24 protein-coding genes are annotated in these 18,426 nt (G+C 36.5%); 13 read left to right on the top strand and 11 right to left on the bottom strand.

From position 1 onward, the window contains the following. Nucleotides 1–2: 2 nt before the first annotated feature. Both lpdA and CVPH_RS07345 read right to left on the bottom strand, forming a co-directional pair. Nucleotides 3–1,409, bottom strand: coding sequence for a dihydrolipoyl dehydrogenase (lpdA, locus tag CVPH_RS07350; protein ID WP_201342452.1), 1,407 nt, complete (start codon nucleotides 1,407–1,409; stop codon nucleotides 3–5). Then, the gene (locus CVPH_RS07345; RefSeq protein WP_201341120.1) at nucleotides 1,409–2,944 is read right to left on the bottom strand and encodes a dihydrolipoyllysine-residue acetyltransferase; all 1,536 of its coding nucleotides are present in this window, start codon (nucleotides 2,942–2,944) and stop codon (nucleotides 1,409–1,411) included. The genes lpdA and CVPH_RS07345 overlap by 1 nt, the downstream gene beginning before the upstream one ends. A 122-nt stretch (nucleotides 2,945–3,066) precedes the next feature. Between CVPH_RS07345 and CVPH_RS07340 the strand changes: the two genes are divergently transcribed. Both CVPH_RS07340 and CVPH_RS07335 read left to right on the top strand, forming a co-directional pair. Then, the gene (locus CVPH_RS07340; RefSeq protein WP_201341119.1) at nucleotides 3,067–3,984 is read left to right on the top strand and encodes an ABC transporter ATP-binding protein; all 918 of its coding nucleotides are present in this window, start codon (nucleotides 3,067–3,069) and stop codon (nucleotides 3,982–3,984) included. Beyond that, nucleotides 3,984–4,742 (top strand): ABC transporter permease, encoded by a 759-nt coding sequence (locus CVPH_RS07335; RefSeq protein WP_201341118.1) that lies wholly within the window; start codon nucleotides 3,984–3,986, stop codon nucleotides 4,740–4,742. The genes CVPH_RS07340 and CVPH_RS07335 overlap by 1 nt, the downstream gene beginning before the upstream one ends. Before the next feature lie 78 nt (nucleotides 4,743–4,820). On the opposite strand, the gene CVPH_RS07330 is transcribed toward CVPH_RS07335, so the two are convergent. The 3 genes from CVPH_RS07330 to plsY all read right to left on the bottom strand — a co-directional run bounded on the left by CVPH_RS07330 (nucleotide 4,821) and on the right by plsY (nucleotide 6,695). Next, nucleotides 4,821–5,072 carry a hypothetical protein gene (locus tag CVPH_RS07330; RefSeq protein WP_201341117.1) on the bottom strand — a complete coding sequence of 84 codons (252 nt, stop codon included), beginning with the start codon at nucleotides 5,070–5,072 and terminating at the stop codon, nucleotides 4,821–4,823. Then, nucleotides 5,072–5,983 carry a polyphosphate kinase 2 gene (ppk2, locus tag CVPH_RS07325; RefSeq protein WP_201341116.1) on the bottom strand — a complete coding sequence of 304 codons (912 nt, stop codon included), beginning with the start codon at nucleotides 5,981–5,983 and terminating at the stop codon, nucleotides 5,072–5,074. The genes CVPH_RS07330 and ppk2 overlap by 1 nt, the downstream gene beginning before the upstream one ends. A 118-nt stretch (nucleotides 5,984–6,101) precedes the next feature. Beyond that, nucleotides 6,102–6,695: a glycerol-3-phosphate 1-O-acyltransferase PlsY gene (plsY, locus tag CVPH_RS07320; RefSeq protein ID WP_201341115.1), complete on the bottom strand. Its 594-nt coding sequence runs from the start codon at nucleotides 6,693–6,695 to the stop codon at nucleotides 6,102–6,104. A gap of 55 nt (nucleotides 6,696–6,750) precedes the next feature. Between plsY and folB the strand changes: the two genes are divergently transcribed. From folB to hisH, 11 genes are all read left to right on the top strand, one after another. Next, a complete protein-coding gene (gene folB / locus CVPH_RS07315) occupies nucleotides 6,751–7,104 on the top strand; it encodes a dihydroneopterin aldolase (protein WP_201341114.1) in 354 nt (117 codons plus the stop codon). Next, nucleotides 7,085–7,579 carry a 2-amino-4-hydroxy-6-hydroxymethyldihydropteridine diphosphokinase gene (gene folK / locus CVPH_RS07310; protein ID WP_225879679.1) on the top strand — a complete coding sequence of 165 codons (495 nt, stop codon included), beginning with the start codon at nucleotides 7,085–7,087 and terminating at the stop codon, nucleotides 7,577–7,579. Before folB ends, folK begins: the two co-directional genes overlap by 20 nt. 86 nt (nucleotides 7,580–7,665) lie before the next feature. Further along, a complete protein-coding gene (locus tag CVPH_RS07305) occupies nucleotides 7,666–8,199 on the top strand; it encodes a thiol:disulfide interchange protein DsbA/DsbL (RefSeq protein ID WP_225879678.1) in 534 nt (177 codons plus the stop codon). After that, nucleotides 8,192–8,944 carry a bifunctional hydroxymethylpyrimidine kinase/phosphomethylpyrimidine kinase gene (gene thiD / locus CVPH_RS07300; RefSeq protein ID WP_201341113.1) on the top strand — a complete coding sequence of 251 codons (753 nt, stop codon included), beginning with the start codon at nucleotides 8,192–8,194 and terminating at the stop codon, nucleotides 8,942–8,944. Before CVPH_RS07305 ends, thiD begins: the two co-directional genes overlap by 8 nt. Continuing rightward, entirely contained in the window at nucleotides 8,941–10,002 is a 1,062-nt protein-coding gene (gene hisC, locus CVPH_RS07295; protein ID WP_201341112.1) for a histidinol-phosphate transaminase, read from the top strand. The genes thiD and hisC overlap by 4 nt, the downstream gene beginning before the upstream one ends. Further along, nucleotides 9,995–10,735: a Nif3-like dinuclear metal center hexameric protein gene (locus tag CVPH_RS07290; protein WP_201341111.1), complete on the top strand. Its 741-nt coding sequence runs from the start codon at nucleotides 9,995–9,997 to the stop codon at nucleotides 10,733–10,735. Before hisC ends, CVPH_RS07290 begins: the two co-directional genes overlap by 8 nt. A gap of 3 nt (nucleotides 10,736–10,738) precedes the next feature. Then, the gene (locus tag CVPH_RS07285) at nucleotides 10,739–11,365 is read left to right on the top strand and encodes a hypothetical protein (RefSeq protein WP_201341110.1); all 627 of its coding nucleotides are present in this window, start codon (nucleotides 10,739–10,741) and stop codon (nucleotides 11,363–11,365) included. Nucleotides 11,366–11,452: 87 nt separating this feature from the next. Then, on the top strand, nucleotides 11,453–12,478 hold the full coding sequence (locus CVPH_RS07280; protein WP_201341109.1) for an aspartate-semialdehyde dehydrogenase: 1,026 nt from the start codon (nucleotides 11,453–11,455) through the stop codon (nucleotides 12,476–12,478). A 3-nt stretch (nucleotides 12,479–12,481) separates the two neighbouring features. Beyond that, nucleotides 12,482–12,727 (top strand): hypothetical protein, encoded by a 246-nt coding sequence (locus CVPH_RS07275; protein WP_225879677.1) that lies wholly within the window; start codon nucleotides 12,482–12,484, stop codon nucleotides 12,725–12,727. Between the two features lie 2 nt (nucleotides 12,728–12,729). Further along, nucleotides 12,730–13,311 (top strand): imidazoleglycerol-phosphate dehydratase HisB, encoded by a 582-nt coding sequence (gene hisB, locus CVPH_RS07270; RefSeq protein ID WP_201341108.1) that lies wholly within the window; start codon nucleotides 12,730–12,732, stop codon nucleotides 13,309–13,311. 6 nt (nucleotides 13,312–13,317) lie between these two features. Continuing rightward, nucleotides 13,318–13,935, top strand: coding sequence for an imidazole glycerol phosphate synthase subunit HisH (gene hisH / locus CVPH_RS07265; RefSeq protein WP_201341107.1), 618 nt, complete (start codon nucleotides 13,318–13,320; stop codon nucleotides 13,933–13,935). Between the two features lie 78 nt (nucleotides 13,936–14,013). On the opposite strand, the gene CVPH_RS07260 is transcribed toward hisH, so the two are convergent. From CVPH_RS07260 to CVPH_RS07235, 6 genes are all read right to left on the bottom strand, one after another. Next, complete coding sequence (locus CVPH_RS07260; RefSeq protein ID WP_201341106.1) at nucleotides 14,014–14,196, bottom strand: TfoX/Sxy family DNA transformation protein; 183 nt, start codon at nucleotides 14,194–14,196, stop codon at nucleotides 14,014–14,016. Between the two features lie 9 nt (nucleotides 14,197–14,205). Next, nucleotides 14,206–15,039, bottom strand: a complete 834-nt coding sequence (locus CVPH_RS07255; RefSeq protein ID WP_201341105.1) for a fructosamine kinase family protein — start codon at nucleotides 15,037–15,039, stop codon at nucleotides 14,206–14,208. A 187-nt stretch (nucleotides 15,040–15,226) separates the two neighbouring features. Continuing rightward, nucleotides 15,227–15,343, bottom strand: a complete 117-nt coding sequence (locus CVPH_RS07250; RefSeq protein ID WP_201341104.1) for a DUF1841 family protein — start codon at nucleotides 15,341–15,343, stop codon at nucleotides 15,227–15,229. Between the two features lie 95 nt (nucleotides 15,344–15,438). Further along, complete coding sequence (nth, locus tag CVPH_RS07245) at nucleotides 15,439–16,071, bottom strand: endonuclease III (RefSeq protein ID WP_201341103.1); 633 nt, start codon at nucleotides 16,069–16,071, stop codon at nucleotides 15,439–15,441. Nucleotides 16,072–16,140: 69 nt separating this feature from the next. Then, nucleotides 16,141–17,556, bottom strand: a complete 1,416-nt coding sequence (gene sbcB / locus CVPH_RS07240; RefSeq protein WP_201341102.1) for an exodeoxyribonuclease I — start codon at nucleotides 17,554–17,556, stop codon at nucleotides 16,141–16,143. A gap of 79 nt (nucleotides 17,557–17,635) precedes the next feature. Then, the gene (locus CVPH_RS07235) at nucleotides 17,636–17,938 is read right to left on the bottom strand and encodes a helix-turn-helix domain-containing protein (RefSeq protein WP_225879676.1); all 303 of its coding nucleotides are present in this window, start codon (nucleotides 17,936–17,938) and stop codon (nucleotides 17,636–17,638) included. Nucleotides 17,939–18,426 lie beyond the last annotated feature (488 nt).

Raw genomic sequence — 18,426 nt, 5'->3', positions numbered from 1 at the left:
TCCTATTTTTTCTTTTTCGGCGGTAATAAATCTGTAATTGTACCCTGTGCCATTTCAGTTGCAAAGGCGGTGGTTTCACTTAAGGTTGGGTGAGCATGGATGGTGAGTGCGATATCATCCATATCGCAACCCATTTCAATGGCAAGTGTTGCTTCAGCAATTAACTCACCTGCATTAGTGCCACAAATACCCATGCCTAAGATTCTACCTGTTTTTGCATCAAACAAGCCTTTGGTCATGCCTTCAGACCTGCCAATACTTAAACTACGGCCTGAAGCTGCCCAAGGGAATATGCCTTTTTCATAAGCAATGCCTTCAGCTTTGAGTTCTTTTTCGGTTTTGCCTGTCCAAGCGACTTCTGGGTCGGTGTAGGCAACGGATGGGATGGTGAGCGCATCAAAGCCTGATTTATGCCCACAAATAACTTCTGCTGCAACTTTGGCCTCGTGTACGGCTTTGTGGGCGAGCATGGGTTGACCAACAATATCGCCGATGGCGTAGATGTTTTGAACGTTGGTCTTCATTTGTTTGTCTGTGGGAATAAAACCCCAATCGTTGACTTCAACACCTGCTTTTTCGCAATCGATTAATTCGCCATTAGGAGTGCGACCAATGGCGACTAACACTTTATCAAAGGTGTCAAATTCTGGGGCGTTTTTGCCTTCAAAACCAACTTTAATGCCTTCATCTAGTGCGTCCATGCTGGTTACTTTGGTGTTTAGAAAAATATTAGCGTATTGTTTTTTAATGCGTCTAAAAAGTGGGTTGACAATGTCTTTGTCGGCACTGGTAATGAGTTGGTCTGATAATTCAACAATTGATATTTCACTACCCAGTGCGTGATATATCGTTGCCATTTCTAGGCCGATAATACCACCACCAACAACAAGCAAGCGTTTGGGTATGTTGGTTAAATCTAGTGCATCTGTTGAATCCATCACGCGAGCATCATCAAATGGAAAGGCGGGAATTTTGGTAACGCATGAACCTACAGCGATAATACATTGTTCAAATTCAATGATATCGTCGCTATGTTCGATTGCAAGTTGATTGGCTGAGATGAACTTACCATAGCCCGTTATAACATCAACCTTTCTTGCCTTTGCCAAAGCTTTAATGCCTCCTGTTAATTTGGCGACAATGTTGATTTTATTTGTGCGTACGTCATTAATGTTAATGTCTGGTTCATTGAATGTAACACCTAAATGAGAGGCCTCTTTTACCTCGTTGATGATTTGAGCTGTATGAAGAAGTACTTTAGAAGGGATGCAGCCAACATTTAGGCAGACTCCACCTAAAACATCATAACGTTCAATTAGCGTCACTTGTTTGCCTAAATCAGCCGCTCGAAATGCAGCTGTGTAACCACCAGGACCAGAACCAATCACAACAACTTGAGTTTTTATAATCATACAATGCCCCTCATGTCTTGTAAAGTGTTGTTTAACTCCGCCATAAACCGTCCGCCTTGTGCGCCGTCAATCACGCGGTGGTCATAGGATAGTGCCAGTGGTAATGTTAAGGTGGGGATGAAATTTTTACCATCCCAAGCGGGTTTGAAATATGAGCGTGATACGCCTAAGATAGCCACTTCTGGTGCATTAACAATGGGAGTAAATTGTGTACCACCAATACCACCTAAGCTGGAAATGGTCAAACCTGCGCCTTGCATATCAGCAGGTCTTAGCTTGCCTTCTCGTGCATTTTTTGAAGTTTCAAAGAGCTCTTTAGCCAAATCAGCTAAGGTTTTTTGCTCAACATCACGAATAACAGGCACAACTAAGCCTTTTGGCGTATCCATTGCAATACCTAGGTTGAAATACTTTTTAATAATCAAGTTTTCACCTGACTCATCAAGTGAAGCATTAAAACGCGAGTGGTTTTTTAGCGTTTGAATCAGTGCCTTCATGATAAAAACTAGGGGAGTAAGTTTAACACCGTTGGCTTTTTGTTCTTGTCGGTACGCCTCCATTTGATTAATATTGACTTCGTCAAATTGGGTAACATGAGGGATATTTAACCAGCAGGCAGTCAAATGTTTGCCTGATAATTTATTAATTCTGGATAGTGCTAGGGTTTCGGTGTCGCCAAATTTAGAAAAATCAATCACAGGTGTTTTAGGAATGGAACTACCTAAATTGCCAGAGGTCATTATTTGTTTGACATAGCCTTTAAGGTCAGCGTCTAAAATTCTACCTTTTTGCCCTGCACCAGTGACAGATGATAAATCAACACCCAACTCTCTAGCCAATTTACGAATAGAAGGCGAGGCGTGCGAATTGCCTTTGGGCAGTGTTGAGATTGCTTGATTAACGTTTGTTGTGATGGATGTTGGTGTGCTAGGGGTTGGCGTCGGTACGGGCGCTTGGCTTTGAGTTTTAGTTTCGATATGTGTTTCAGGTGCTTTTTCTACACCTATACTTTCAATGTTAAGAATTAACGTACCTAAAGAGATTTTATCGCCTAGTGCAACATTTATATCAATGACCTTGCCTGCAACCGGTGTTGGGATTTCCATCGAGGCTTTATCGCTTTCTAAAGTGACTATACTGTCCTCTATAGACAGTTCATCACCTGTATTAACTAAAATTTCAATCACTTCAACCTCATCAAAATCACCAATATCAGGCACAACAACGGGTACGATTTGTGGCTCAGAATATTCAGTTTCGGCGCTTTGGTTAGTATTTTGAAGGCCATCATTTTTACTTTCAACGCTCAAAATGATATCACCTTGTTTGATTTTGTCGCCAATATTGACGTCAATTTTTGTGACAATACCTGCAAAAGGGCTTGGAATTTCCATAGAGGCTTTGTCGATTTCTAGGGTAATTATGCTGTCATCAGCGTTTATTTTGTTGCCAATATTCACTAAAATCTCAATTACCTCAACTTCATCAAAATCACCAATATCAGGCAGTGCTATATTTTTTATGCTCGTCATAAGTTTTGCATGTTTAGAAAACAATTTAAAGTGGGTAATTATCGCAAAAATAGCTAATAAAAGGGGATAAATGTTAAAATGTTTTGATTTTTTATTCTATTTTTTTATAGGTTATATTCATTATGTCGGCCGCACTACTCATTCAAGGTTTAAAAAAAACCTATGCCAATCAATTGGAAGTACTAAAAGGCATTGATCTTCGCGTTGAGAAGGGGGATTTTTTTGCACTATTGGGTAGTAATGGCGCAGGAAAAACAACAGTTATTGGTATTATTTGCGGGCTGCTTAATAAAACTTCAGGCAATATTGAGGTATTGGGCTTTAATCAAAACAGCCATGCCAATCAGGTGAAAAAATTGATTGGATTAATGCCACAAGAATTTAACTTTAATCCTTTTGAGCCTATTGAAGAAATTTTGATTAATCAGGCAGGTTATTATGGCATTGCCAAGTCAAAAGCTAAAATTCAAGCTGAACTTTTACTCAAGGAGGTGGGGCTTTGGGATAAGCGTTTTGATATGGCCAAATCATTGTCAGGCGGTATGAAGCGTCGTTTGATGTTGGCAAGGGCGCTTATTCATCAACCTAAAATATTAATCCTTGATGAGCCTACTGCAGGTGTTGATGTTGAGATACGTTGCTCAATGTGGCGTTTTTTGAGTAAGCTTAATCATCAAGGTATGACCATTATTTTAACCACGCATTATCTTGAAGAGGCTGAGTCGCTTTGTCGTAATATCGCCATTCTAAATGAGGGCGAAGTCATTAAGCAAACTAGTATGAAGGCGTTGTTATCACAGGTTGACCAACAGGTGCTGATTTTAGAAAGTTCAACAAAACTACCTCAAACAATAGTAACTGATAATTTTAAATGCGAACGCTTAGATGATTATTCATTGCAAGTTACCTTAGGCTCAGATGTTAATATCACCAATGTATTGCAAAACTTGAGTATGCAGGGCGTTAATGTGGACCATGTTCGTAGTACGCAAAATCGTTTAGAAACTTTATTTTTATGCTTAACCAACAAGGAGGCGTAATGTGGATTGCTTATAAAACTATTGTTGTTAAAGAGGTTCTAAGATTCTCTCGTATTTGGGTGCAAACTATTTTTCCACCCATCATTACCACGTCATTATATTTGTTGATTTTTGGTGGTTTGATGGGTGAGCGCATTGGAGATATGCAAGGTGTGGATTATTTGCATTATATTATTCCTGGTGTGATTTTAATGACTGTTATTACCAATTCTTATGCCAATACAGTGGCATCGTTTTTTCTAGCAAAATTTAACCATAGCGTTGAGGAGTTGTTAGTTGCGCCTGTGCCTTATTGGATTATTTTACTAGGGTATGTTTCTGGTGGTGTGGCACGCGGCTTTACAGTCGGATTGGGGGTTTTTATTGCCGTGTGGTTTTTTATTGATTTTGAAGTAGACAGCATGCTCATCGTGTTAATTACCTTTTTACTTACTTCAGTCTTGTTTTCATTGGCAGGGTTTATTAATGCCATATTTGCCCAATCGTTTGATGACATCTCTATTGTTCCAACTTTCATTTTGATGCCCATGACTTATCTTGGCGGTATGTTTTATAGTGTGGAAATATTGCCACAATTTTGGCAGGATATGTCTAAATTCAACCCAATTTATTATATGGTTGATAGTTTCAGATTGGGGTTTTTGGGTATTAGTACTTCTGAGTTTTGGGTGTCAATTTTAGTTTTATTGAGCATGATTACTGTGTTAGCAATAGTTGCTTTTTATCTACTTAAAAAAGGCGTCAATGTCAAGACTTAGTTGCTTGTTGGCAGGTTAATTTTAGAAAGAACATAATGCCAATCTATGACCGGCATTATAAATTGGTGAAAAGCAGAATTATTTTAAAGATTTCTTCTTCTTCGCTTTTTTCACCTTCTTTTTAGAGAATAGTTTTATTTTTTTGTCGTTTTCTTTTTTATTATTTTTTATTTTTTTGGTTAGTTTTTCATGTTGCAAATCCAACTCTTTTTTTAGTTTGGCTATTTTATTAATAGCTTTTTGAGCTTTTTCAGTTGCAATCAACGCTTCTATTTCTGCTTTTCTGGCGATTCGCATAACGGTTTTTAGTTGTTTCTTTATATTTGACATTAGATGTCCTCCTTATTTTTATATAAATTACTTACACTGCCAATAATTTTCGAGTCAGGCTCGAAAATTATTTTAGTATCTTTGTTAAGATAATCTAGATGATAAAGAAAGTGCCTAATACAATTGATTCTTGCGCGTTTTTTATCATCTGACTTTACAACAATCCAAGGTGAGTCAGCGGTATTGGTATAAAAGAACATGTCTTTTCTAGCCTTGGTATATTGATCCCACTTAGTTAATGATTGTAAATCTATTTCACTTAATTTCCATCTTTTTAAAGGGTCATTTTTACGTAAGTGAAAACGCCTTAACTGTTCCTGACGACTGACAGAGAACCAATATTTGGAAAGCATAAAACCGTCATTAACCAACATGCGTTCTAATAAAGGTGCTTGCCGCATAAACTCAAGATATTCCGAGTTTTTGCAAAAGCCCATAACACGCTCTATGCCAGCCCTATTATACCAAGAGCGGTCAAATAGTACTATTTCTCCATTGGTGGGAAAATGCTTAATGTAGCGCTGAAAATACCACTGTCCTAACTCTACTTTTGACGGTTTTTCTAAAGCAATAGCGCGTGCAGCACGTGGATTGAGATGTTCCATGAAGCGTTTAATTGTGCCACCTTTGCCAGCTGCATCACGACCTTCAAACAATAAGATAATCTTTTTGTTATGATTTTTAATCCAATCTTGCGCTTTTAGTAGTTCAGTTTGAAGTAAATATTTTTCATTTTCGTACTCTTCAACGCTCATCTTTTTAGCGTAAGGATAATCACCTGCTATTTTTGATAAGCTTAACAATGCATTGCCAGACATGACATTGTTTTTATGCATAACATACTTATTGTTTTGTAATTTTTTTATCTTATTTTTAGCATCTTTTTTACTAAATTTTTTTCTTATTGACATGTTATTGTAGTGTGTAAATTAAAAAAACTAAGTGATTGTTCTATATATCATAGTATCATATATATATAATGAATACACTGTTTTATTTGTTTTAATGCACAGGTACTGAGTTTGAGTGCTAATTGATTTTATTTTCTTGGTTGCTGAGTAGCCTTTTAATATTACTTTGATGGGTGTAGAAAATCCACAGACAGATTAAGGTAATGACGTAAGTAGAGGCTAAATTATCAGTAATTAGATAAAAATAAATTGGCGTGAACGCGGTAGCAATTAGTGCTGAAAGTGATGAAATTTTTAGTACTTTTGCCACAAAAACCCAAGTGATTATAAAGCCAAGTCCAACAAGATAACTAAGAGCAAGTAAAGCACCTAAAAAAGTTGCAACCCCTTTTCCGCCTTTAAAACCAAAGAAAATGGGATATACGTGGCCTAAAAATGCCACCAAAACAACCCAAGTAACATCAAGCATGTTAAAGCCTAAGTAGTGGGCGATTAATACTGGAATTGCACCTTTGAATCCATCACCCATGAGTGTGATTACAGCCGCCTTTTTACCGCCAATGCGCAATACATTAGTTGCGCCTGGGTTGTTTGACCCTTGAGTTCTAGGGTCGGGCAGGTTAAGCATTTTACAAGCAATAATTGCTGTTGAAATTGAGCCGATTAGATAACTAAAGAGAATAAGAATGGCAAAGGGTAACTCAGGTAACATAATGCTTTTTTTGGTTTAATTGAAATGAGTAATTTTAGTTGCTCAAAATGTTACAATGGATATTGTATTTATACAAGGATTAAAAATTGATACTGTTATTGGTATTTACGATTGGGAGCGAAAAATTCGTCAAGATATTGTACTAGATATTGAAATGTCAGCTGACATTAAAGCGGCTAGTGAAACTGATCATATTGACCAAACGCTGGATTATAAGGCGGTGTCAAAGCGTTTGATTGATTTTGTGCAAAATAGTGAGTTCCAGTTAGTTGAGACCTTGGCAGAAAAAATCACTCAAATTGTATTGGAAGAGTTTGAGGTTACTTGGATAAAACTTACTTTGGATAAAGGCGAAGTATTGACAGGTGCACAAGGCGTAGGTGTTATTATTGAGCGCAGTAATGGCTAATATTCATATCAATATCGGCTCAAATCAAAACCGTAGGGAAAATTTGTCTAAGGCTATTGGCGCCATTCAAACAGTGTTTGAAAATACAGTTTTTTCTAGGGTTTATGAATCCAAAGCCTTTGGTTTTAAAGGCGATGATTTTTATAACATTGGTATTAATGTAACGACTAATTTAACCATTTCTGATGTGGTTATTATTTTACATAAAATTGAAGATAATATTGGTAGAGACAGGCGTTCACCAAAATTTTCATCACGCTCAATTGATCTTGATTTAACCTTGTATGATGCGGTTATTGATAAAAGCCATAACCTACCAAGAGATGATATTTTGAAATATAACTTTGTGCTTATGCCATTGGCAGAATTAAGCCCAAATCTAACTCATCCACAGCAACACCAAACTTATACGCAGTTACGTACAACTATGGATGAGTTAAAATCGTATAATATTGAAATCTTAAACAAGGAATGATCATAAAAAAGATACTATTCGCCCTGTTGATTACATTTTCTAGTTTTGCATTTTCGCAGGATTATGAAGCCGGTATAGATTACATAGTGCTCGATAAGCCAGTCAAAACTACCACTGGCGATAAAATTGAAGTGCGTGAGTTATTTTGGTACTATTGTCCACATTGTTATAATCTTGAGCCACTCATGAATGGTTGGCTTAAAACCAAGCCTAGTAATGTTGAGTTTGTGCGTCAACCAGCGATGTTTTCTAAGCGTTGGTTAAATGGGGCAATTTTTTACTTTGTATTAGAAGAATTAAACCTAGTTGAAAAATTGCACGAGGTGTTATTTGATGCAATCCATACAAAGAATAGGCGTTTTAACTCGAAAGAGAGTTTTGTTGACTGGGTGGCAAGTTTTGGTATTGATAAAAACAAGGTAGAAAAAGCATTTGATTCCTTTAGTGTGAAAATTAAAGTCAATAAATCTAAGTTAAACACATTTAAATATAAGACTACTGGCGTGCCAGTTATGATTATTAATGGTAAATATTTAACCGATGCCATACATGCAGGTTCACATACTGATATGCTAAAAGTCGTGGACTTCTTAATAAAAAAAGAAAGCAAACTTGAATAATGCGGTTTTAGTTTTATCAGGACTTGACCCTTGTGGCGGTGCAGGGCTGGTTGCTGATATTGAAAGCATTAATCAATTTGGCGTAACACCACTCGTTATTACTACTAATCTTACTGTGCAAAACACAGCGTCAGTTGAAAGTTTGGTTGAAGTGGATTGTGATTTTCTTATTAAGCAATTTAAGCATTTACAAGCTGATGTTGATTTTGAAGTGGTGAAAATTGGCTTATTATCCTCAATTAAGCAAATTAAAACCATTGCTAAGTTGGCTAAAAATAAAACCATCATTCTTGACCCAATTGTGAAGTCCAGTAGTGATTATGATTTTTTAGATTCTGCTTTAATTGATGCCTTAAAACAACAATTGTTGCCACTGGCAAAAGTTATTACGCCTAATTTGGCAGAATTACAAATCTTAGCGGATGAGCAAAATGAACAAAAAGCCATTAAAAAACTCTTTTGCAATTGGATTTTACTCACCAAAACTGATGTATCTGACGATGTGATTGAACATCGGTTGTATCACCACGAAACACTAGTTCAGACTTTTATTTATCAAAAGCTACCAGGTAGTTATCACGGCTCTGGTTGTACACTTTCAAGCGTAATAAGCGCATTAATTGCATCGGACTTGGGTGTTGAAATTGCTTGCAAGCGTGCATTGGACTATACCTATCAAACTTTATTAAATGCCAAAAGTATCGGTAAAATGCAATATCATCCCAACCGACAATCACCATCATGAGTTTTATTAACAACTGGCTACGTCCTGATATTAAAGCAATTAATGCCTATCATGTACCCCTTTCTGATGATATGGTGAAGTTGGATGCGATGGAGTCACCATTTCCCTTGCCAGATGCGTTAATTGGGCAGTATTTGGCGTATTTGGCAGATGTACAACTAAACCGTTATCCTAGTGCTAGCGCCAACGAGTTGCACCAAACTTTGCGTGAGTTAATGGATATTCCTGATGAGTTTGGCGTGTTGTTGGGTAATGGCTCAGACGATCTGATTCAACTATTGGCATTGGCATGTGATACGGGAGACGCCATTCTAAGTGTTGAGCCAAGTTTTGTCATGTATGGGATGATTGCAAAATTTACACGGCTTAATTATCAAAGTGTTGCACTAACGAATGATTTTGAGATTGACGCTGATGCCATGCAAAGAGCGATAGAAACTCACAATCCTAAGTTAATTTTTATTGCCTATCCAAACAACCCAACAGGCAATACGTTTGATAGAACAGTTATCGAGACAATTATTGCTTCAACCAATGCTTTGGTGGTGCTTGATGAGGCGTATTATGCCTATGCCGATGATAGTTTTTTGCTAGATATTAATAAATATCCAAATCTAGTATTGCTTAGAACCGTGTCAAAAATCGGTTTTGCTGGCTTACGCCTAGGCTTGTTAATTGGCGTACAGGACACGGTGACAGCACTGGACAAACTACGCCTGCCTTACAATATCAATACGCTCACGCAGGTGAGTGCGAATTTTCTTCTCAAAGAAAAAGACGAAATCAGCAAGAACGCACAAATTATTCTCAAAGAACGCACTGAATTGTCATCCATGCTCGGTGCAATTAGTAGCTTGCAAGTCTATCCATCACAAGCTAACTTTATTTTATTCAAAGCGCCCAGCGCCAATCTTTTGTTTGAGTTTTTAAAAACAAACGGTGTGTTAATTAAAGATTTAAGCGCCGCCCCAGTATTAACAGATTGTCTACGTGTCACCATTGGCACGCAAACACAAAACCAAACCTTTATCAACCTTGTAAAACGCTTCTATGATTGAAAATAAGACCCTATCTGCATACTGCCATGACTATCTTAATGTAGGCGCGTTTGATGATTATTGCCCCAATGGCCTACAAATTGAAGGCAAACCTAATATTGATAAAATCATCTCAGGCGTGAGTGCTAATCAAGATTTGATCGATAAAGCAATTGATGAAGGAGCAGATGCGCTGTTTGTCCATCATGGATTTTTTTGGAAAAATGAAAATTTAGCCATAACGAGCATCAAAAAAAACCGCATTAAAGCACTATTGGATCATGATATTAATTTATTCGCTTACCACCTGCCGCTTGATGCTCATCCAAAAGTTGGCAACAATGCCCAACTCGCCCAACGCTTTGGCATTAAAAACCCCACCCCAATTGGCAATACGCTAGTCTGGCAAGGGGAGGTTAACACCATACTAGGCAGTTTTTCCAAGACCATTAAACAAGCCCTGAGCCGTACGCCGTTAGTTTTTGGCGCAGATGATAAAATATTAAAACGCATCGCATGGTGTAGTGGTGGTGCACAAACCTACATTGACCACGCAATTAATATTGGCGCTGATTGTTTTATAACGGGTGAAGTCTCTGAGCAAATCCCGGCGATTACTAAAGAAAACAACATTGCCTTTATATCCGCAGGGCATCATGCCACCGAGCGTTACGGTGTGCAAGCCTTATGTCAACATTTGAGTGATAAATTTGGACTTCAACACCAATTTATTGATATTGAGAATATAGTGTAGGCTATGGAAGAAATGTTAAAATATTTTCCGCAAGACATTGTTATTGTTATTGCTATGTTTATAGTGGCAATTTCGCTTGCGGTAAAGATTGTGCATAGCCTTCCTTATATTGAGGAATTTCGTGAAAGAAGAAGCAAATCTAAAGCTAAAAAGATAGAACAAACTTTGAGATTGTCAAATTTATCAGAGGATGTTCAAGTGTATTTGCAAGATAAATTAATCAGTGAATATTTTTATCATGCAACTGGTATATTGGCCAGTCCAAAGAACATTGACAGAGTTATTAATATACATAATGGCGATAATGATATTAAAGATTTCTATTTTAGGTGTGCTAGTCAATATGCTGATTATTTAGATTTAGATATCGAAGTCAATCTAAGCAAGTTTGATAAATTTAACTATTATTTTAATATCTTTTCTTCTGTGTTTTTTCTTTTATTTTGGATGCCTGTCCTTGTTTTATCTTTTTTAGGTATTTTTGATTTAAGGTATCAATACTATATTTTTCTACTAATCGCGTCTATTTTATTTCCAATATTAGCTATTTTGATGCTGAAAGATGTTCGAGCTTATAAAGGCGCAAGAAAAATACAGCAATATTTAAAGAGTCAAACTAAGGAAAAATAAGTCGTCTAACATTGGGCTTGGCAATAAAAAAAATAACTGTAAGTCAAGTATAATACTGCTATTTTATAATTTTCAATTTGAAGGCTTATGGATAAAAAGTTTAACGTTTGCGTTGTTGGTGCAACAGGTGCGGTGGGCAAGACGATTCTTTCGATTTTAGAACAGCGTAACTTTCCAATTAATAATTTATATCCTTTGGCGAGTGCCAATTCTACTGGTAAGAAAGTGTTTTGTCAGGGTAAAAGTTGGACGGTGCAAGACTTAAGTACCTTTGATTTTTCGAAAGTGCAAATAGGGTTGTTTTCAGCAGGTGGCAGTATTTCTGAGAAATATGCGCCGATTGCGGCCGAAGCAGGGTGTGTGGTAATTGATAATACGGCACATTTTCGTCGTGATAAGGATATCCCCTTAGTCGTGCCAGAGGTAAATCTACATGCGATTGCGGATTACACCAAGCGTAATATTATTGCCAATCCAAATTGTTCAACCATTCAAATGTTGGTGGCCCTCAAGCCAATTTATGATGCGGTGGGGATTAAGCGCATTAATGTGGCGACTTATCAGGCGGTATCGGGTTCTGGCAAAGAGGCGATTAGTGAGTTAATTGACCAAACTACCAAATTATTAAGTGGCAATATTGAGGTTGATGTTGAGATATATCCAAAGCAGATCGCATTTAATGTCATCCCACATATTGATGTCTTTCAAGATAATGGCTATACCAAGGAAGAGATGAAAATGGTGTGGGAGACTCAAAAGATTTTTGAAGATGAAGATATCTTGGTTAATCCAACAGCAGTACGTGTGCCAGTTATTTATGGGCATTCTGAAGCGATTAATATCGAAACTGTCAGAAAAATTACTGCAGCTGAAGCTACTAATATTTTGTCAAAAGCAAATGGTGTTACGGTTATGGATAAGCGTGAAGATGGGGGTTATGCTACGCCATTTGTGGAGGCGACTAATCATGATGATACGTTTGTAAGCCGCATCCGTGAGGATATTTCTTGTGAAAAAGGCTTAAACCTATGGGTGGTTTCTGATAATATTCGCAAAGGCGCAGCGCTTAACACGGTACAAATCGCTGAAATTCTAATTGAGGAGTATTTATAAATCGTGTCATCACAAAAACTACCCACTAAAAGTCTTGTTGTTGCGATTCTTTTAGCCATATTTTTAGGGCCAATTGGGCTGTTTTATGCGAGTGTTATTGGCGCTTTGATTATGCTGGTTATTACTGCAATTGTTGGTTTTATAACCTTTGTATTTGTAGGACTATTTATTCCTTATATTATTTGCATTATATGGGCGATTATTGCTGTCAATAGCTATAATAAAAAGATAATTGAACTGGCAGAATAAATATGATTAAAGTATCTAGAAAAACCAATGAAACTGATATTAGTGTTGAACTCAATTTATATGGCACCGGTCAAGTAAATATAGATACTGGCGTGCCATTTTTAGACCACATGCTGGATCAGGTTGCACGGCACGGCTTAATGGATTTAACCATCAAATGTGGTGGTGATACACAAATTGATGATCATCACAGTGTTGAAGATATTGGCATTACATTGGGTCAAGCCTTTGCTAAAGCGGTCGGTGATAAAAAAGGTTTTACCCGTTATGGTCATTCTTATGTGCCACTGGATGAGGCGTTATCACGCGTTGTTCTGGACCTTTCTGGCCGCCCTAGTTTGGATTTAAATGTGAGTTTTACGCGCGCTATGATTGGCGCTTTCGATGTTGATTTGATTTCAGAATTTTTCCAAGGCTTTGTGAACCATGCGCTGATTACACTGCATATTGACAATCTTAAAGGTGTTAATTCTCATCATCAGGCTGAAACTATCTTTAAGGCATTTGGCAGAGCATTGCGTATGGCAATAACCAAAGATGAACGTCAAAAAGGCATGATTCCTTCCACCAAAGGCTCGCTTTAAACATTCGTGCAAAGTATTGCAATTATTGATTATGGCATGGGTAATGTGCGTAGCGTGCAAAAAGCACTTGAACATATCGCTCCCAATGATAAAGTTTTTTTGACTGATAATGCTGATTTAATCACAAATGCTGATCGCATTGTTTTTCCAGGACAAGGTGCAATAGGAGCATGTATGAAAGCATTAACACAACACGGATTAGTAGATGTTATCAAGCGTTGTGTTAATGAAAAACCATTTTTGGGTATCTGCTTAGGGCTGCAACTTTTATTCGATCATAGTGAGGAAAATAACGGCATTGATGGTTTATCTATCATTTCAGGTAATGTTGTTAAATTTGCTAAAAATAACCTCAAAGTGCCACACATGGGCTGGAATACGGTGAAACAATCAATAGAGCATCCGCTTTGGCATAATATTAATGACAATACGCGCTTTTATAGTGTGCATAGTTATTATATAGAAGCCAGTCATGCAGATGTGATTGCTGGTTCAACTAATTATGGTGTTGATTTCACTTGTGCTATTGCTCAAGACAAACTATTTGCAGTGCAATTTCATCCTGAAAAATCACAGCATGATGGTTTGCAATTGCTTAGTAATTTTGTTAGTTGGCAGGTTTAACAAAGACTTGTCTTATTCGGTTTTATAATTATTCAGTTCGATAATAAGTCGAGTTTTGTCATTTTGTGCAATATCCAATCAGCTCCTATTTTCAAGTGCACCTGCCAAGGCATATAAAAAGCACAAATGGGGCTCGCCTAATTCAACAAAAGTAGGAACAGTACCTTTTGCTTGTAAATCTTGTTTGCTATAGACGCCTATTTTGTTGAGTTTTTCCTCGGATTTATCACCTAAGCCTCTTAATTGTGCCAATTCACCCATTTTCATAACCTATAAAGCGTGGTAGCAACTCATCACATTTTGGTGATACTCACTACCAAACATATTTAAATGATTGAGATAATGATACAACATATATAACGGTTTTCTATGATTAAAACCAGCACTTGATGGGTTAATTTTATGATAAGCATGATAAAAGTCATCTGAAAATCCACCAAACATAAAGGTTAGTGCCAAATCTATTTCACAATGACCATAATAACTAGCAGAATCAATAAAATAAGGGGTGTTTTTGCCACTAATAAGATTTCCTGACCATAAATCGCCGTGTAGTAATGCAGGTTTAATACTCTTGTCTAACAAATGAAGCAATTTTGTTTCTATGTTAAGTAGCTGTTGATAATTATCATAATTTAGTAAGTTGTTTTTAAAGGCAAGTTCAATTTGATACAAAAGGCGATATTTCCAATAAAACTCTGACCAATTCGTAATGTTGCCACCTGTCGCATTAAATTGGTCAGTTTGGCCGATTTTATTATCCATCTCAAAGCCAAAATAATCATGTGTATTTTGGTGCAAATGAGCAAGAGCTATACCAGCTTGAGATTGCAGATTTGGATTAAAAGATTCATTTATCCACTCCAAGATTAGGCAATGTTCACAACACCCTAACACTTTGGGTGTAGTAATGGTTTTTCCTAATAATTGCAACTCTTTTCCCTGTTGAATAAGTTGTTGATTAGGGCTGGATTGATATTTAATAAAAACTGTTTTATGGTTATCCAGTTTGACTTTATAAGCGATAAAAATACCAGTACCTATTGATTGTTTATGCGTTATTTTTTGGTTTAAGTGTTGCTTAATAAGGACTTCGATAGGCATTAATTTTTATTGGTTTGATTGTGTTTTTAAACACTCAATATAAGCTTGATGATCCATCGGTGTGTTATTTTTTTGAGCAGAAAAAGCATTTGCTCAATACAATCCATCATTAAATGCTCAACTTGGTGCGGATCTTTAATCTTACGCAGAATTGTTTAATAATAGTCATTAATACCTTGGCGGCTGATTAATGTAAATAAGGATTAACCTCAGCACTTTCTGGAAAATAGTCAGACTCAATGCCACTAATTAGTTTGTGGTATTCAGGATGAATTTCAATCACTTGAGTGAGTTGAGTTTCCAACGGATCAAGTGCCTACTTGTTTAAGAACTTTTTCCAAGCATTAGCAAGGAATTGTCGTTGTTGTGTTCTATCTTGAGTGTAAAACACTCAAAGGTTTATAAGTTTTTCTCTTCGTATTCACAAAGGTCAAGCAAAATACACTCTGTGCATAATGGAGAACGGGCTTTACAGGTATAGCGACCATGTAGAATCATTAAGTGGTGCGCAGGCACTTGGTATTCATCAGGGATGAATTTAACCAATTTTTTCTCTACCTCTAATACAGTTTTGCCACTGGCAATAGCGGTACGGTTTGCCACACGATAAATATGCGTATCAACCGCAATTGTTGGATGACCAAAGGCAGTATTAAGCACAACATTGGCAGTTTTACGACCAACACCAGGTAGCGCTTCTAACTCTTTACGAGTTTCGGGTACACCTGAACTGTATTTCTCAATTAAAATTTTACAAGCTTGAATAATGTGCTTGGCTTTTGAGTTGAACAAACCAATGGTTCTTATGGCGTCTCGGAGTGTGTCTTCGCCTAATTCAAAAATAGCTTCAGGCGTGTTGGCAATTGGAAACAATTTATCAGTGACTTTGTTAACACTTTTATCAGTCGCTTGAGCGGATAATGTCACGGCCACCAATAGTTCAAATGGTGTTGAATAGTTTAATTCTGTGGTTGGATTTGGTATCTTTTTAAGCAACCTTCCAAACATTTCTGTACGTGTCTCGGCGTTCATTTTTTCTTTGCCTATTTTTTTCTCAATGCCAAATATTATACCTTATATTTAAATTTAAGGTATAATACCCTAAAAGAACGACTTGCTATAAGTTTCAAGTTGTTGCCATAATTCTTCTTGATCTGGATGCTGTTCCCTTATTGCGCTAATTCTTGTTAGGTAATCATCAATGGTTGTATAGCCATTTTCACCCGTTTGGACTCGCCCTTGTACAGTTTCAAACCAAGCTTCTTTTTCGTCTTCAGTTAACGTATTGGGATAATTTCTAGCTTTAAAGTGCATGAGCAATGTTGAGAGTTTTTTGTCCTTAAATTTTGGATGAAACACGCCTAATTCTTTAACAGACAAGGCTTGAATTTGGTTGCAAATACGCTTATCAGCATTGTCAATAAAACCATCATAAAGCGATTGGTCTACATCTTTTGTTGCAATGCGTTTTTGATCGTTTTTGTATAAATCTTGTACGACTTTACTAATCTTGAGTTGGTTATCTTTGATAAAAGCGAGATGCTGCATACATTGATTCATATCAATATTTAACTGCTTAACAATTTTTGGCTCAAGTTTATAAACATTAGGGACAAACATCGGACTTTTATTAAAAATTAACTCTTTAATTTGTAAGCTTTTTTGCTCTTTTGGTAGTTTGGATTGCTTGGTAAATATCAAGGTTTTAAGTGCTTCAATGTCAAGTTCTAGCAAAATACAAGGGTCTTGATCAAGGTTAAACACCAGCGCTCGGTCGTTATACTCAGGATGATAAGCCAGTGCAACAGACAATCGAGTACAAGACAGTTGTGCTGGATACATGCCAGTTGTATGTAATATTGGCTCAAATAGGCTAATTTTCGAGGCGACTGTTTTCTTTTCTCTTAAGCTAAAACCGTAGTCAAATAATTGAGGTTGTGTTTGCTTGATAATTTTAGCAATGGCAATAGTAGCACGTACATCAGCTAGAGCATCGTGTGCATTTGCATGCTCAATATCATTAGCAAGTGACAATTGATCAAGTTTAAATATTGGCTTGCCTTGTTCATCATGAACCCATTTAAGGCTTGCGTCTTTTTTAAGCGCATAACACAGTCGCACAACATCTAAAATATCCCAACGAGTATTGCCATTTTGCCAATGCCAAGCATAAGGGTCGATAAAATTACGATACAAAGTATAGCGTGTAAATTCATCATCAAAACGAATTGAATTGTAGCCCACAATACAGGTATTTGGTGTTGAGAATTGAGCATGAATTTTTTTGATAAATTCATGCTCAATCATGCCTTTTTGTTCGCATAATTGCGGGCTAATACCAGTTATAAAACAAGCTTCAGGCGATGGCAAGCAATCATGAGTTGGCTTGCAATAAAACCTTTGCTCATCTAGAATATTAAAATTCTCATCAGTTCTAATGCCAGCAAATTGTGAGATTCTATCTATTTTTGGCGAAATGCCAAAAGTTTCATAGTCGTACCAATAAAATGTTTTCATGGGAAGTTAGTTTAATGTATTACTTATTTGAAAATACGCTTACCGTGTCTAAATTTAAGCAAAAATTATTGTATATTCTTCAATTCAAACTTTCTAAAATAATATCAATTAACTCATAAGGATTAACTTTTAAGTTTTCACAATATTGAACAGTTTCAATACTGTCAAGCCTTCTATCACCACGCTCAATCTTGCTAATAAGTGAATAGTCATAATTATGCTTTCTAGCAAATGCTCGTTGAGATAAACCAAGCGCTTTTCGCTTGTTTTTCCAAAATTTGCGAAGGCTAACGTGTTCTTTAGAATGTATAGATTTTCTGAATTTTAAATTTTCCATTGGACCTATTTTAGCCTCATATTGAGAAGCAACTGAAAATTTCATAATAGATTTACAACAAGGAAAGATGAAGAAATTTATAGTTATCTTGCCAATTATTACCATTTTGTTTTTAGCAACTTTTCAAGCTGATGCTAAAAATATTACATCATTAACAGATGAAGACATAACGGGTTTTTGACGTGGTGAGGCAGTTAGTCCTGGTGGAGTTTGGAGCTCAGATGTATTTTTTCAACTAGAAGCAGTAGGTGGAAAAATAACAGGAAAAGAAAAATTAAGCAAAAGAAAGAAAGAGTGGAAACTTAATCTTACTGGTTATTACAGAGGTAGAGAAATTTATCTTGAGGCTAATAATGGCATAAATCACCACTGGGAATTGGTTAAAAGAAAACCCAATAAGTTGATTGTTGAAGGAAATTATTCAGGCGAGCATATTGGTTCACTTGAGTTAAAGAAGAAAATTAAATAAAGGAGAAAAATGAAAAAACTACTAACAATATTTACAGCAATGTTATTAACAAAAGGTTGTACAT

The sequence above is a fragment of the Abyssogena phaseoliformis symbiont OG214 genome (assembly GCF_016592595.1).
Lineage (GTDB): Bacteria > Pseudomonadota > Gammaproteobacteria > PS1 > Pseudothioglobaceae > Ruthia.
Note: the sequence above shows the minus strand (reverse complement) of the source record. Positions and strands in the feature narration are given on the sequence as shown.